Origin of the sequence: Sphingobacterium sp. UBA7631, assembly GCF_002483935.1 — a bacterium.
GTDB classification, from domain to species: domain Bacteria; phylum Bacteroidota; class Bacteroidia; order Sphingobacteriales; family Sphingobacteriaceae; genus Sphingobacterium; species Sphingobacterium multivorum.
This window is the reverse complement of sequence record NZ_DLIX01000004.1, coordinates 610,563-624,012: the sequence shown is the minus strand read 5'-3', so window position 1 is coordinate 624,012 and position 13,450 is coordinate 610,563. Positions and strand designations below refer to the sequence as shown.

Sequence of the window (13,450 nt, the reverse complement as noted above, 5' to 3'; positions counted from 1 at the left end):
TTTTGCATGGTATTAAACAAACTACGTTATGGAGAAAATAATAAAGCTATTGGCAAAGTCACAATATATCTTTACAAACTTTGCTAGAATTTCAATTTTTATTGTGATGGCATGGATTGGAGGATTAAAAGCATTTCAATATGAAGCTGATGGTATAGTTCCTTTTGTTATTAATAGTCCGGCAATGCGTTTTTTTTATCATAATACGGAAAAACGGGTGTTGGATAAAAACGGAGAGCTAATACCGGAATACCAGTTGTTTAAAAATCCGGAGGGTCGTGTCGTAAAGAAAAATATTGCATGGCACCAAGAAAATGGAACTTATATTTTTTCTTATATACTTGGCTTTGTAATTGTTTCAATTGGTCTGATGATATTTTTAGGTATCTGGTATCCTAAAATCGGAATTTTTGGGGCATTGTGTACCGTGCTTATGTCATTGGTTACACTTTCTTTCCTGATAACAACTCCAGAGGCGTTTGTGCCAAAGCTAGATGGAGATTTCCCGTCACCTAATTATGGTTTTCCTTATTTATCCGCGGCCGGTAGATTAGTCCTGAAAGATGTAATTATGCTTGCAGCAGCATTGATCATTGCAGCAGAAAGTGCCAGCCGTCTGATAAAAAAACGAATATAAAATAGAGACAGATAGTTTTTGTATGTGAATTAGCAGCAGGTTGTTTGCTGGAGGCGATCACTACTCGGGGTAAATCCACCAACTTTTGGAAGGTATCTTTCATGCCAGCTGTATTTTGGCAGCATCTTTGTGTCTCGTCGTTAAACTATATTGAGTTATACCACGAACGATATGAAAATAATACGAACGACCCTTCCATTTCTTCTGTTTAGTTTCATCCTTTTAGTTGGATGCAACAATAATCAACAGATCAGGATGATTGATAAAGATGGTAACACACATTTGTTGACAAGAGAAGGTGATCGAAAAGGAGAATTGGGACTGCAGCGTATCATCGCTCGTGGCAATGATACAGTAATAACGATTGATGGTGCAGGTCATAAAATGATATGGACAGCTTCAGATGTGACCAATATTGATACAACAAAGATTCAATATTATCTCAAAAAAAGAAATGGAAGCAGTGTTCATATTTATACACCCGTAGATGTAAATCAAAATTTTATAGATGTCGAGGATAGTCAAAATGTTTTGTCAGATCCTTATGATGGTACAGACAAGAAAAAATCCCTACTGTAGATTGCCGCATGAAAAAGCATAATTTGGGCTAAAGAGAAAATCCTAGCAAGTTTACTTGCTAGGATTTTTTTTTGGGTACTTTGGCACCTTCTTTTTTTGCTTCGGAGAGGCCGATAGCAATCGCCTGTTTTCGTGATGTTACCTTTTTCCCGCTACCAGATTTTAATTTTCCTTCTTTCATTTCGTGCATCGTCTTTTCAACTTTCTCAGATGCTTTTTCTGAATATTTTGCCATAATAGTGTTACCCGTTGATCTGTTATTAAACACTTCTGCAAAAAGAACAGCTGTTTCAGTTGAATCGTTTGAAAATTCTTTGAGAGCGAAATAGCGAACATCTGTATCCGCTAATTCAATTCATTTCCAGCTTTAATCACGGCTTGGTTGACTGCTTTTATTCTTTCAAGATCCATTTTTTGTATTTTACGGTCGTAAGTCAATAGGCCATTGACTTCATGTTCCACATCGGTAGTTTGCGTATAAATAGCAACACTCAATCCTTTGTATCGGAGCAATTGTTCGACATTATCCATTAGGAATATATAACGGTCTGTGAGTGCCTCTATAGTGGGTTCGTAGGCATAGGCATTGTTTTCGACAGGCCACATGTGACCGCGGACAAATAAGCCTACGCCACCAAACTCTCCGAGGGAAGCTGCCCTTTTCGAATCAGGTTCTGAGGCACCCTTTGGGCCAACATAGATATGGGTGTCAACAAAATCTCCATTTCCGGGGTCACCATAAGCTTTTTGGTAAGATGGATTGTTGTTAAATCCCGAATTACCGTTCACTAAACGTGAAGGGTCATATTGTTTGGTCCAGTCGGTAATATTGCGTACATCGAAAGCGCCCCAATTTTCGTTAAAAGGAACCCAGGCGATAATGGATGGCGAGTTGTAGTGGTCGTCAACGATGGCCTTGTATTCATCACGAAATGCTTTTCGATAAATCGTAGTATCTTCTTCGGGATACCAAAGGCAGGGCATATCTTGCCACACAAGCAGTCCCATTTTATCTGCCCAATAATAGAACCGTTGGGGTTCGGTTTTCATATGCTTACGAATAAGGTTATAACCAGCATTTTTGGTAAACTCGATATCATATTTGAGAGCTTCTTCCGTAGGTGCTGTTAGAATACCATCGGGCCAATACCCCTGATCCAGGAGACCGAGCTGCATCACAAATTTGTCATTCAAGAGCGGCCTTACAATTCCGTTTACCTTACCAAGTTTAATATCACGCATACCAAAATAGCTCTTAACCTCGTCAATGATTTCTCCATTCTTCCCATGTATACTTAATTTTAAATCGTATAAAAAGGGGGAGTCAGGAGACCAAAGTTTTGGATTTTCTACCGGGATATTAAATTCCATGCCCGACTGAATTACCGTTTTTGAAATTTCTTTTCCCTCTGAAGAAACGATGGCCGTAACTTTTGCCTTCGCTGTGCTAGTGACCTGTATTTTTAGTTGTTTTTCTGCTACTTGAGGCAACAATTTGATTCCCTGTATATGGTTTTTGCTTACTGGTTCCATCCACACAGTTTGCCATATGCCAGAAGAAAATGTATAGTCGCCTCGAGGTCCATTTTTGCCCGAAGGATACTTACCGTCGTTCTTGTCATGCACTGCGACGACAATGTTATTTGGACCGGCCTTTAAAAACTCAGTGATGTTGATCCAGAAGGAGTCGTAGCCACCTGAATGAGTACCAGCTTTTCTACCATTTACAAATATAGTTGCATCGTGATCCACTGCACCAAAATGGAGTATAATATCTTTCCCTTTCCAATGATTAGGTAGCTCGAAATTTTTACGATACCACAGATTAATTTCTTGTTTGCGTTGTATTCCGGATAAATAGGACTCTGGACAATAGGGGACAAGAATGCTTTCTCGGCTGTGGTCAAAGGAAATGGGGACAGCAGGATTTAGTGCGTTCGGAGCATCCTTTCCACCTATATAATCCCATTTACCGTTGAGACATAGCCATTCATTCCTTTCCATTTGGGGACGTGGATATTCGGAAAGTGGGATTTCTGTTTGCTTGGCTATTGCTGTCCATGGGGTTGAAAGCTGTGGCTGTTGTGCCAAAGCATTAAGCCAACCGAAGAACGATAGTGCCAGCACAAAAATTGAGGTTTTGGTTTTTATCATGGTATACTTCTTGGTTTTTCAGAATATGAATATAAGTATACTAAAATGATTTAGTGAATTATAAACGAAATGTTACTAGTGGGGCTTTCGATATTGGGGTTGGTTGGTTCACAAAAGAAATAGATATTGGATTAAAGAAAATTACAGGAGCTGCCTTTTTTGAGACAGCTCCTGTATAATGCTTATTACCAGATTTTAATTCTCTCTTCTGGACTTTTGTAAAGTTTGTCACCTTGTTTAACATCGAAAGCTTTATAAAAAGCGTCAACATTGATCAATGGACCAAAACTTCTGAAATATCCTGGAGAGTGTGGATCAGTTTTAACTTGGTTGACCATATATTTTTCACTGGATAGGGTTCTCCATACCGTTGCCCAGCTTAGGAAAAAACGTTGGTCTTGTGTGTATCCACTTATTTCACCTGGGTTTCCCTTATCTTTTAAATATAGTTGAAGTGCATCATAAGCAATGTTTACACCTCCTAAATCCGCGATATTTTCACCGTTTGTAAATGTTCCGTTGACGAAAGTGCCTTTTACAGGTTCATATTTATCGTATTGAGCTGCGAGTGTTTTTGTTGCTTTTTCAAAATTGGCTTTATCTTCTGGTGTCCACCAGTCGACCAAGTTTCCATCCGCATCAAATTGCGCTCCGGAATCGTCAAATCCATGGCTCATTTCGTGGCCAATTACAGCACCTATACCACCGAAATTAACCGCGGCGTCAGCTTGTGGATTGAAAAATGGAGGTTGGAGAATTGCTGCTGGAAACACGATCTCATTGTTTACAGGATTGTAATAGGCATTTACTGTTTGTGGAGTCATTCCCCATTCTGATTTGTCTACTGCTTTTCCGATTTTCGCCAAATCTCTTTCATATCGCCATGTGGTGATACTTTGCAAGTTAGCATACAGGTTTCCACCTTTGTTTTCCGATAGAATATTTAATTTAGAATAGTCCTTCCATTTGTCAGGATAGGCAACTTTTACGGTAAATTTATTTAGTTTTTCAAGCGCTTTAACTTTGGTGACAGAGGACATCCATGTTAAATCATTGATATGAAGTGCGAAACTTTTCTTTAAATAGTCAATTAATTCCACCATTTGCGCTTTGGCTTCTGCAGGAAAATATTTTTCAACATATAACTTCCCAAAAGCTTCCCCTAAAGTGGAGTTGATAAGTTCAAATCCTCTTTTGTTTAGTGCTCTTTGCTCTTGCTGGCCTCTTAAATATTTCCCATAAAAAGCAAATCGCATATCTCCCAGTTCTTCACTCAAATAAGAGGCACTTCCATTAATAAGATGAAATTTAAGGTAATCTTTAATGACAGGAAGGTTCTGGTTGCTGACCAATTTGTCAAAGTTCTTATAATAACCTAATTCTCCGATGATTACTTTTTCTGTATTGACGCCAACTTTTTTGAGGTACTCAGGTAGATTTACATTTTTGACTAGAGCAGATAGCTCAGCCATAGTCTGCGGGTTGTATTGTAATGTATTATCCCGGCTTTGTTCATTGGTCAGGTAGGTTTTTGCAATGCTTTTTTCGTAGTCAACAATCCCTTTTGCAGCGGTTTCGACATTTTTATACCCCAATTCCTTTAACATGGAAGCTACATACTTTTGGTATTCCGCAATTGCTTCGGTATTTTTTTCATTTTCTTTTTGATAATAATCTCTTCCCAAACCTAAGGACGCTTCTCCTAAATAAACCGCGTTCATTTTAGAGTCTTTTAAATCAGCACCGACCCCCCAGCCGTAGAAATTATTCTCACCTTCTTTGGTTACGGAAGTTAAATAATTCTGAAGATCTTTTAGGTTCTTTATCGCATCGATTTTGCTTAGATTTCCCTGGATGGGCTTAATCCCATCGGCATTTCTCTTCTGCAAGTTCATATAGGAGGCGTACAAGTCCTGTATTTTTTTTCCTTCGCTTCCTTCTGGAAATTTATCTTTTAGAAGAGAGTTCAGAATTTTCATCGAGTTGTTGTCCGTATCTTCTGCCAATTTGTTGAAGCTTCCCCAAGTAGGTTTATCAGAAGGTATTTTAGCGGTTTTCATCCAGGTTCCGCTCACGTAGTTGTAAAAGTCATCCTGGGGACGTACAGATTTGTCCATTAAGCTCAGATCAAGTCCTTTGTCGGACCCTGTACCTGCTGTCTGTGCTTCTGCATGCTGAGTGTAAACTCCAGCCAAGAAAATTAGGGCAAGTGTTAATTTTTTCATTCTTGTTTTAATGTTGTATGATTTTCAATAATTCAATCTGGAGTACGCACAAATTAGGAGTAAAATAGGTCATGTTATTTGCTCCGTGTAATTCGATTTGTATCAGCCATGTCAATAATTAGCGGTGATTTTTTTTAAGCTAAAAAAATCATTTACACAAATGACGGAAAATTCTAATTCAGCAACAAGTAAATCTGTGCATAATCTATAATTTTATTATACATTGACCTATGATTTTTAATGCGATCTGTTAACTGCTACCTCAATAGAATCCAAATTTCTTTCCGAATGCAAGTATCGTATGCTGGTTCGTCAGGAAATGATTGCATTTCTTTGGAGCGCGGCTGAAATATAAATCTACATAAATTGATAGATTAATTAATCACCTTAAAGCTTCCACAGTGGAATTTAGAAAAGCCGTGCGCGAATTCACTATCGAGCGCAGCAATTCTAAGACATCGTACATCGATGATGGTATTTACCTCTTATTAATTGGAATGATTTTCCAGTAGTCTTGTGAGAAGGCGCTCTATATACAGACTGTCCAGTTCTTTCCCGATAAAAACCATCGTATTCAACTTTTTATCCTCCTGTTTCCATTGGCTGCCATAACTCATTTCGATACGAGAACCTACAGCTTGAATAATGATTTTTTTGTCGCTATTTTTTTTAAATGCGATTCCTTTTACCCTGTAGATTCTGTTTGTATATTTTCCGACAAGCTTGCTCAAACCAAGGAATAAATTGACGAAATTAAACTCTTCGGCAAAGGTGTAGATTCGTGTCGAAATATCTTTGAGATGTGATTTTCCGAAACTCGATTGACCTAATATTGTCGTCTTATTGGGGGACAGGTTTTTGAGAAAAGAAAACGTTTCTATTTTCTTTGTGTACACTATATCTTCAATTATTTCAAAAGGAAATTCCATTGTTCCTTTCGAATATAAAGTTTTTGCAAGTGGATTTAGGTTCGCTAAATAATTGTACAGCGAATCTAGATAAGTTGGGTGTACATCGTTGGTTTTATTAATGATGATGGCGTCAGCCGCCATAATTTGTCTGAGTACTTCATCTCTTTCCTTGATCTGATCTTCGACAAGAGCGGCATCTACGAGACAAATAATTTTTTTTAAAGGGAAGTAGTTATGGAATATCGGGTGCGTCGTAAAGGGCTCTATAATTGCAGTCGGTATGGCTAAACCAGTACATTCGATAACCAACTCGTCAAAACTATCTTGTTTTTTATAAAGTAATTCAAGCGAACTATAGAGCTCGTCATTTAGCGTACAGCAGAGACAGCCTTCCTGAAGTGGAACAAGTTGTCCGTAATTTTCAGTCAGTAACATGCTGTCAACGTTGAGTTGGCCGATTTCATTTTCGATAATAGCAAAACGTTTGTTCGGATATGATTTCATTAGGGCGTTTAGATAAGTAGTCTTTCCTGCACCTAAAAAGCCTGTCAGTATCGTGACAGGGCGAGCATGACTTTTATTCATTTTTTATGATTAAATATGCGATCTATAATTATCAGAAGTACATGGAAAATTATTCCATATGGTATCTTATTTCAATAAATTAAAGAAGTCATTTCTTTGACTTTCCGATGCGAATATCCCACTATACTCCATGGTAGTTGTACTACTGGTCGTATCTTTAACTCCCCGTGCTGATACACAGAGATGATCTGCGTCAATGAGCACAATAATATCATCCGTTTCTAAGGTCGATTTAAGTTCATTAAAAATCTGTAACGTAAGCCGTTCCTGTACCTGTGGGCGGTGTGCGTAATAATCTACTACACGATTTATCTTTGATAATCCGATTACTTTTTTCTTTGCTATATAACCAATGTGCGCTCGTCCCACAATTGGCAGAAAATGATGCTCGCAGGCTGAATTTACACGTATATTTTTCTCAACCAATAGTTTGTTGTAACCATATCGATTTTCGAATGTGGAAAGTTGGGGCTTATTGGCTGGATTGAGGCCATAGAACAATTCATTGATATACATTTTAGCCACACGATAGGGGGTTCCACTGAGACTATCATCCTGGAGGTCAAGGCCTAGTTCATGCATGATATCCTGAAAAAGCTGCGCGATCTTTTTAATTTTCTCGCTGTCGGTTCGTGTAAATGCATCATGTCGCATAGGTGTATCAATCGAAGTCATGATATGAAGATCGCCTAGATTTTCGATAGGGGAGGAGATGTCTCTTTTTAATGATGTGTTCATAAATAATTCCTTTGTTAGTGTACGCTGATTAGATATACGAAGGCTCCTGCAATTAGGAGTTGTTAACTTATTTTTATAAATATAGTGAAAAAGTAGTAAATGCAATTTAGTTGCATGTAATGTTTTTTCACTATATTTGATTGTCACATCTTTAATAGGCTATGTTTAAGAAATTTACTCTTGTTTTTTTATTCATTTTTTTAGGTGGAGAGTGTTATTCAGTCTTGGCACAAACGGGGTTGGAATCTCAGCATTTAGCAGACCATAAGCCACTCATGAATGAAGTTTGGAAAACCTTTGATACCATGTTGTATAAAGTGAACAAGAAAAATGGGAAAACGATATACACGCCATTTTTTCCCAGTAAGCTTGCAAAAATGGATGGCATGAAGGTGGAACTTCAGGGGTATATGGTGCCGCTCAAGGCAGGTCTCCGACATAACAGGTTCCTATTGTCCGTTTTACCTGTTTTACAATGCATGTTTTGTGGGCAAAATGGAATTCCACCGATGGTAGAGATTACGTTGGCTAACAACGATAAAATTTGGTTGAAGGAGAACCCTATTACTTTAAAAGGATATGTCAAGCTTAACGAAAAAGACAGGACTCGGGTTGAAATTTTTATACAAGATGCATCTATCGTAAAGTAGTAGATTGTTAACTACGCCAAATGGTCCAAAGTATGATCCCATAAACCACAACAACCAAAGCAAGCAACAAAAACAGTTCAAAGCTTGTTTCCGGGAAACCACTTGATTGTGATAGAAAGGCGGCTATTAATAAAATACCAATCAATCCGATACCGATACTTAGTATGAGTTTTCGAGGTTTATTAAATGTATTATTGATTTGGTCAGGTTCAGCTGTATCTGAAATCTTGCTTTCCTCTTTCAGTACTGCTATATCCAGCTCAAGTTCCCTTGCTATAAGATTTAGGTTATAGGCCCTTGGAAGGACTTCAGCATTTTCAATACGCTGTACGGATCGCAGATTAAGCTTGACCAGATCAGCAAGTTGCTGTTGTGAGTAGCCTCGGTTTATACGTGCTTTTTTGATCAGAAGTGCAATTTTTTCTTTACTTGATTTATTGGTCATCTTACGGCATTTTGCGACGTATTCAAATGTCGTAAAATTAAATGATTTAAGGCTATAGCTTTGTAGAAAAAAAGTATGATTGCTATTGTTATTGAATTGTTGGTTTCTTGGTTTTTACTAAAACACTTCTGTCACCAGGACCTTAAGGTATTGGGCTTTTATGCGAAAGGCAAACCGTTATTTTTAAGTTTGGTTGTACCAATGTTTTATTTGGTTATCCTCTATTTAGGAATAGCCTATTTGGTAGAAAATCCTTATAAGTTTAACCCAGAGTATACATTTGGAGATTTTTTTCGAAGTCTTTATTATGTATCAAAAGCAGTTATATTTGAAGAATTGATCTTTAGAGGAGCTCTATTGTATATGCTAGTCAGTCGCTTTGGGAAGACAAAAGCTGCATTCATAACAGCCATAGCTTTTGGAGTTTATCACTGGTTTTCATATGGCATAATCGGACATGTGTTTGAAATGTCAAGAGTTTTTATGTCGACGGGTGTATTTGGTTATTTACTAGCACGTATATGTATAAAAACAGGTAAAATAATATTTCCAATTGCTTTGCATTTTGCTTATAATTTCACAACAATGGTCGTATTCTCAAAGGAAAAAAATATTGGATTGCAACTTTTGGTAAAAGCTCATGCCGTCGATCCGGTTAGACCTGAAGGAATATTTCCGCTGTTCATTGTCGTTATTTACTATGTAGGCTTTCCAGTATTGTGTTATATTTTCCTTAAATCGTTAAAAAACACGAATGGCTGGTCCTGATCTTTTAATTTTTCCATTACTTGCTTGTTGAGCAGATGCTATTAAAAATATATTTTCCGATGGATTGCCTACTATTGACTAATAATCGCTACACTATCTTTAGGAAAATGATTTTGCAACCATTGTTGTAATTTTTCGTGTTGCGCTAATGGAAGTGGGGTCTTGGTAGCGTATATAAATGCTACGATCCTGGCGACGCTATCGGCCTTTGCATAATGTTGTTGGACACCAATGCTATAGGAATTCAGTTCGGGGAATAATACAGCGATATCGCGATCAAGTTGCGGACTGGCCAACTGGTATTTCGCTAATTCATTGTTTAGGGCGCGTATCGTGAGATCCTTTTCACTTACAGCTGCTGTACGTCTGTCTATTTCGCTTAGAATACTCGATTTTAAATCTAAACTATCCTGATGAATGACAAGGTTAGTATTGGTAATACCAAATGATTCCATTACACGCTGTAAAGATTCTACCTCTTTGTCACTGAATTTTTTTGATAAAAAGGCAAGTTCAAGTTTCTTTGGATTACTATTCATCTCCAGCTTTTCATAGATAACGGTGTAACCTTTGTTGCTGAGTTCCTGTTGAACAAATTGGTTTACCTTGCTGGTGTATTTTTTTTCTTGCAGTAGATTGTATGCAAAATAGACACTTGGCAATACAAGAATAATCGTGATGATGGTAATACTTTGAGTAATTCTTTTTTCGCGTTTTTTATCGATATAATGAGTTTTGGGGTAACGCAAATATTTGACAATGATAAATGTAGCAATGCAGATAAAAACACAATTGATGATGTATAGAAATAAAGCACCCGCAAAATAACTGAGATTACCGATAGCTAATCCGTAGCCTGCAGTACAAAGTGGGGGCATCAAGGCTGTTGCTATGGCAACGCCAGGAATAGGATTACCTTTGTCTACCCTAGTAATAGCGATAACCCCTACTAAACCACCAAATAGTGCAATCATTACGTCATAGATATTGGGCGATGTACGCGCTAATAATTCGGATTGCGCTTCCTTGAAGGGGCTTAAAAGAAAATAAATATAAGAAACAACTAAGCTTATTAAAGTTGCTATCAATAGATTTTTTAATGATTTTTTTAAGAGGGGAAAATCAAATGTCCCCAACGCAAATCCAGCTCCAACAATCGGGCCCATTAATGGAGATATAAGCATAGCACCGATAATTACCGCTGTAGAATTTACATTTAGCCCTACAGATGCAACCACAATTGCACATGCTAGAATCCATGCATTAGCACCGCGAAAAGAGATATTGCTCACAACATTTTCTAGAACAGCCTCCTTTCGGTCTTCTCCCTGATGTAGATCGAAAAATCTCAATATTTTATTCATTAGCGTATTAATATAGCGGCTCAGCAATTATTCAGCAATTATTAAGACGCTAAAATTATGCCGATTTTAGTCCTCTGTCGTAATTCTGCTATACAAAGTCTTTACGGACAAAAACACTCGTTAATAACGTGAAATCCATTTTTCATTTGGCTGAAATCCCGGGTGACCGGCAGATATCGTTGTCTGCTTTAGGTTGCTGATACTTTATTTTACCTCATATTTATCGGGTATTTAGCACATTTAAATTTTTTAAGTTAGGTTGATCTGGTGGTCGGTAGATCGGCTTTTCAAAGGGGATTAGCATGCTATTTATGGATAATTGTGAAGAAGATTTTGTTGATTCCTTATAAAATATTATCTTTTAGTAATTTTAGAACTTAGAAACACGGAAGAGAAATGTCATTAATAGATTTATCAAAACGCGTGGCGTTGGGAATAGATATCGGTGGAACCAATACAAAATTTGGTGTGGTCAATCATCGGGGCGAAGTACTTGAAAAAGGAAGCATAAAAACAGATGCTTATCAAACGGTGGAAGAGTTTATTGATGCGTTGTACGAGAAAGCTTATCCCTTAATTGAAGCATTTGGTGGTGAACAAAGCTTTGATGGAATTGGTGTCGGCGCGCCTGATGCTAATTATTACACTGGGACAATAGACCACGCTCCCAATCTCCCTTGGAAAGGTGTGATTCGATTTAGCGATTTAATGACGGCCAAATTTAAGATTCCCTGCACCATTACCAATGATGCAAATGCCGCTGCTTATGGTGAAATGCTTTTTGGTGCGGCACGCGGCATGAAAGATTTTATTATGATTACCTTAGGCACGGGAGTAGGAAGCGGCATAGTGGCCGGAGGGAAGCTTATTTATGGACACGATGGCTTTGCTGGCGAATTGGGCCATACCATTGTCAAACCAGGAGGACGAAAACATTGGAGTACGGGTTCTGAAGGAAGTTTAGAGGCTTATGCATCTGCTACGGGAATCACCATTACAGCCAAGAAAATGCGGGCCGAATTTCCGGAATCGATGTTGAATCAATTCCCTGAGGACGCGATCAATTCGAAGACAGTTCATGAATGTGCGCTCAAAGGGGATGCGATAGCCATTGAGGTATTTAGGTATACTGGGCAGAAACTAGGTGAAGCATTAGCAAATTTTGTGATGTTTTCTTCTCCTGAAGCAATTCTACTTTTTGGAGGAGTAATTAAGGCCGGTGATTTTATCTTAAAACCCGCGAAACTCCATATGGAAAGAAACCTTTTTCCTTTGTTTAGAAACAAAGTTAAACTGGTCTTTAGTGAATTGGAAGAGGCTGACGCTGCTATTCTTGGTGCAAGCGCATTGGTCTGGGAAAAATAATATATTGGTTTGTTCTCAAGGCAGAATTACCGCTTATCGGGACTGTTGTGTTTTGAGAACAACTTGGTTAAATCGCTAAAATACAACGGCACTTTCACAGAATACATATGATCTTGTTGTCGGGGATTTATGGAGAAATAACTGACCATTTAATTTATTATAGCGACTGTTATCTTTTTTTGAGAAGCTAAAGGCATAGTCTTTGCTAATAAGTTCTTTTAAACTTAACACTATTCCAAATGAAAAAGACCATTTTTCTCCTTCTGTTGCTGTGTACAGCTTTATTCTCAAAAGCAGATCAACTTCAGGCCTTGACACAAAAGCAAGCCGAAACGGCCGTTGCATACCTTAAAAAAGAACCCATCGTTATTTTATGGTGTAGCTGTTGTGATAATCAAATACCCAAAAAGATTACTGTTCAAGAAGTATATTTCAAGGCATATCCGGATGGAAAATATTATTCTGTGGTTGTAAAAGGACGGGATGAAAGTGGGGCCGAAGTAGAGGAATATGTAGACTTGGCTTATGTGTTCGTAAAAAAAGGTAAAAAAGCGAAAAGCTTAGGAAAAGTGTTGAAATATGAGTGTGACCCTTGTACAAAACCATTTGACTGGGCGGCTTAAATTCTTGACGCGACATATTATCGCTAATCTATTCTGTTTGCTTCAAGAAATTATACCCTCAATGGTGATAACTTAGCATCAAAAAGTACTGGTCAAAAAAAAATCCCAAGCTGAAAGCTTGGGATATTGATAAGTGCGGAAGAAGGGACTCGAACCCCCACGCCTTGCGGCGCCAGATCCTAAGTCTGGTGCGGCTACCAATTACGCCACTTCCGCATTAGGATTTCTTATGATGTCGCAAATATAAAAACCAAAGTGCTATCTTGCAAATCGATAAGCGAGATTCCTCCTCCTAAATACGGATCATCCTGTTTATGAATGGAATATTTTTCAATAGGATCCTTGTTTCTTTAATCATGTGATCAGCAGACGGCTTGTTTATCCAATTTTTTGATGAAATGCTTGC

13 protein-coding genes and 1 tRNA gene are annotated in these 13,450 nt (G+C 37.9%); 6 read left to right on the top strand and 8 right to left on the bottom strand.

From position 1 onward, the window contains the following. The first annotated feature begins 28 nt into the window (after positions 1 to 28). Positions 29 to 637 (top strand): DUF417 family protein, encoded by a 609-nt coding sequence (locus tag B3P16_RS07400; protein WP_286842150.1) that lies wholly within the window; start codon positions 29 to 31, stop codon positions 635 to 637. A 171-nt stretch (positions 638 to 808) separates the two neighbouring features. Further along, positions 809 to 1,216: a hypothetical protein gene (locus tag B3P16_RS07395; RefSeq protein ID WP_139145018.1), complete on the top strand. Its 408-nt coding sequence runs from the start codon at positions 809 to 811 to the stop codon at positions 1,214 to 1,216. Between the two features lie 58 nt (positions 1,217 to 1,274). On the opposite strand, the gene B3P16_RS07390 is transcribed toward B3P16_RS07395, so the two are convergent. From B3P16_RS07390 to folE, 5 genes are all read right to left on the bottom strand, one after another. Further along, the gene (locus tag B3P16_RS07390) at positions 1,275 to 1,451 is read right to left on the bottom strand and encodes a DUF6496 domain-containing protein (protein WP_167450483.1); all 177 of its coding nucleotides are present in this window, start codon (positions 1,449 to 1,451) and stop codon (positions 1,275 to 1,277) included. Between the two features lie 110 nt (positions 1,452 to 1,561). Then, on the bottom strand, positions 1,562 to 3,370 hold the full coding sequence (locus tag B3P16_RS07385) for a glycoside hydrolase family 2 protein (RefSeq protein ID WP_083295991.1): 1,809 nt from the start codon (positions 3,368 to 3,370) through the stop codon (positions 1,562 to 1,564). Positions 3,371 to 3,555: 185 nt separating this feature from the next. Further along, positions 3,556 to 5,595 carry a M13 family metallopeptidase gene (locus B3P16_RS07380; RefSeq protein ID WP_286842148.1) on the bottom strand — a complete coding sequence of 680 codons (2,040 nt, stop codon included), beginning with the start codon at positions 5,593 to 5,595 and terminating at the stop codon, positions 3,556 to 3,558. Positions 5,596 to 6,083: 488 nt separating this feature from the next. After that, positions 6,084 to 7,091: a CobW family GTP-binding protein gene (locus tag B3P16_RS07375; protein ID WP_070566891.1), complete on the bottom strand. Its 1,008-nt coding sequence runs from the start codon at positions 7,089 to 7,091 to the stop codon at positions 6,084 to 6,086. A gap of 66 nt (positions 7,092 to 7,157) precedes the next feature. Next, positions 7,158 to 7,829, bottom strand: a complete 672-nt coding sequence (gene folE / locus B3P16_RS07370; RefSeq protein WP_115050134.1) for a GTP cyclohydrolase I FolE — start codon at positions 7,827 to 7,829, stop codon at positions 7,158 to 7,160. Between the two features lie 161 nt (positions 7,830 to 7,990). On the opposite strand from folE, the gene B3P16_RS07365 reads away from it, so the two are divergent. Then, a complete protein-coding gene (locus B3P16_RS07365) occupies positions 7,991 to 8,479 on the top strand; it encodes a hypothetical protein (protein ID WP_112375864.1) in 489 nt (162 codons plus the stop codon). 7 nt (positions 8,480 to 8,486) lie between these two features. Here the strand turns inward: B3P16_RS07365 and B3P16_RS07360 are convergent, their stop codons facing one another. Beyond that, positions 8,487 to 8,924, bottom strand: a complete 438-nt coding sequence (locus tag B3P16_RS07360) for a helix-turn-helix domain-containing protein (RefSeq protein ID WP_286842145.1) — start codon at positions 8,922 to 8,924, stop codon at positions 8,487 to 8,489. A 75-nt stretch (positions 8,925 to 8,999) separates the two neighbouring features. On the opposite strand from B3P16_RS07360, the gene B3P16_RS07355 reads away from it, so the two are divergent. Further along, positions 9,000 to 9,692, top strand: coding sequence for a CPBP family intramembrane glutamic endopeptidase (locus B3P16_RS07355; RefSeq protein WP_286842143.1), 693 nt, complete (start codon positions 9,000 to 9,002; stop codon positions 9,690 to 9,692). A gap of 71 nt (positions 9,693 to 9,763) precedes the next feature. Here B3P16_RS07355 and B3P16_RS07350 read toward each other — a convergent pair whose 3' ends face one another. Next, entirely contained in the window at positions 9,764 to 11,056 is a 1,293-nt protein-coding gene (locus B3P16_RS07350; RefSeq protein WP_112375866.1) for a DUF389 domain-containing protein, read from the bottom strand. Between the two features lie 396 nt (positions 11,057 to 11,452). On the opposite strand from B3P16_RS07350, the gene B3P16_RS07345 reads away from it, so the two are divergent. Together B3P16_RS07345 and B3P16_RS07340 are read left to right on the top strand one after the other, a co-directional pair. Further along, a complete protein-coding gene (locus tag B3P16_RS07345; RefSeq protein WP_046675099.1) occupies positions 11,453 to 12,421 on the top strand; it encodes an ROK family protein in 969 nt (322 codons plus the stop codon). A 239-nt stretch (positions 12,422 to 12,660) separates the two neighbouring features. Then, positions 12,661 to 13,044 (top strand): hypothetical protein, encoded by a 384-nt coding sequence (locus tag B3P16_RS07340; RefSeq protein WP_046675100.1) that lies wholly within the window; start codon positions 12,661 to 12,663, stop codon positions 13,042 to 13,044. 134 nt (positions 13,045 to 13,178) lie between these two features. On the opposite strand, the gene B3P16_RS07335 is transcribed toward B3P16_RS07340, so the two are convergent. Next, positions 13,179 to 13,260 (bottom strand) — tRNA-Leu (locus B3P16_RS07335). Positions 13,261 to 13,450 lie beyond the last annotated feature (190 nt).

Coding starts and splice junctions, on each gene's coding strand:
- B3P16_RS07395 (WP_139145018.1), top strand. CDS start 809: ATGAAAATAATACGAACGACCCTTCCATTTCTTCTGTTTAGTTTCATC.
- B3P16_RS07390 (WP_167450483.1), bottom strand. CDS start 1,451: ATGGCAAAATATTCAGAAAAAGCATCTGAGAAAGTTGAAAAGACGATG.
- B3P16_RS07375 (WP_070566891.1), bottom strand. CDS start 7,091: ATGAATAAAAGTCATGCTCGCCCTGTCACGATACTGACAGGCTTTTTA.
- B3P16_RS07345 (WP_046675099.1), top strand. CDS start 11,453: ATGTCATTAATAGATTTATCAAAACGCGTGGCGTTGGGAATAGATATC.
- B3P16_RS07400 (WP_286842150.1), top strand. CDS start 29: ATGGAGAAAATAATAAAGCTATTGGCAAAGTCACAATATATCTTTACA.
- B3P16_RS07380 (WP_286842148.1), bottom strand. CDS start 5,595: ATGAAAAAATTAACACTTGCCCTAATTTTCTTGGCTGGAGTTTACACT.
- folE (WP_115050134.1), bottom strand. CDS start 7,829: ATGAACACATCATTAAAAAGAGACATCTCCTCCCCTATCGAAAATCTA.
- B3P16_RS07385 (WP_083295991.1), bottom strand. CDS start 3,370: ATGATAAAAACCAAAACCTCAATTTTTGTGCTGGCACTATCGTTCTTC.
- B3P16_RS07350 (WP_112375866.1), bottom strand. CDS start 11,056: ATGAATAAAATATTGAGATTTTTCGATCTACATCAGGGAGAAGACCGA.
- B3P16_RS07340 (WP_046675100.1), top strand. CDS start 12,661: ATGAAAAAGACCATTTTTCTCCTTCTGTTGCTGTGTACAGCTTTATTC.
- B3P16_RS07355 (WP_286842143.1), top strand. CDS start 9,000: ATGATTGCTATTGTTATTGAATTGTTGGTTTCTTGGTTTTTACTAAAA.
- B3P16_RS07365 (WP_112375864.1), top strand. CDS start 7,991: ATGTTTAAGAAATTTACTCTTGTTTTTTTATTCATTTTTTTAGGTGGA.
- B3P16_RS07360 (WP_286842145.1), bottom strand. CDS start 8,924: ATGACCAATAAATCAAGTAAAGAAAAAATTGCACTTCTGATCAAAAAA.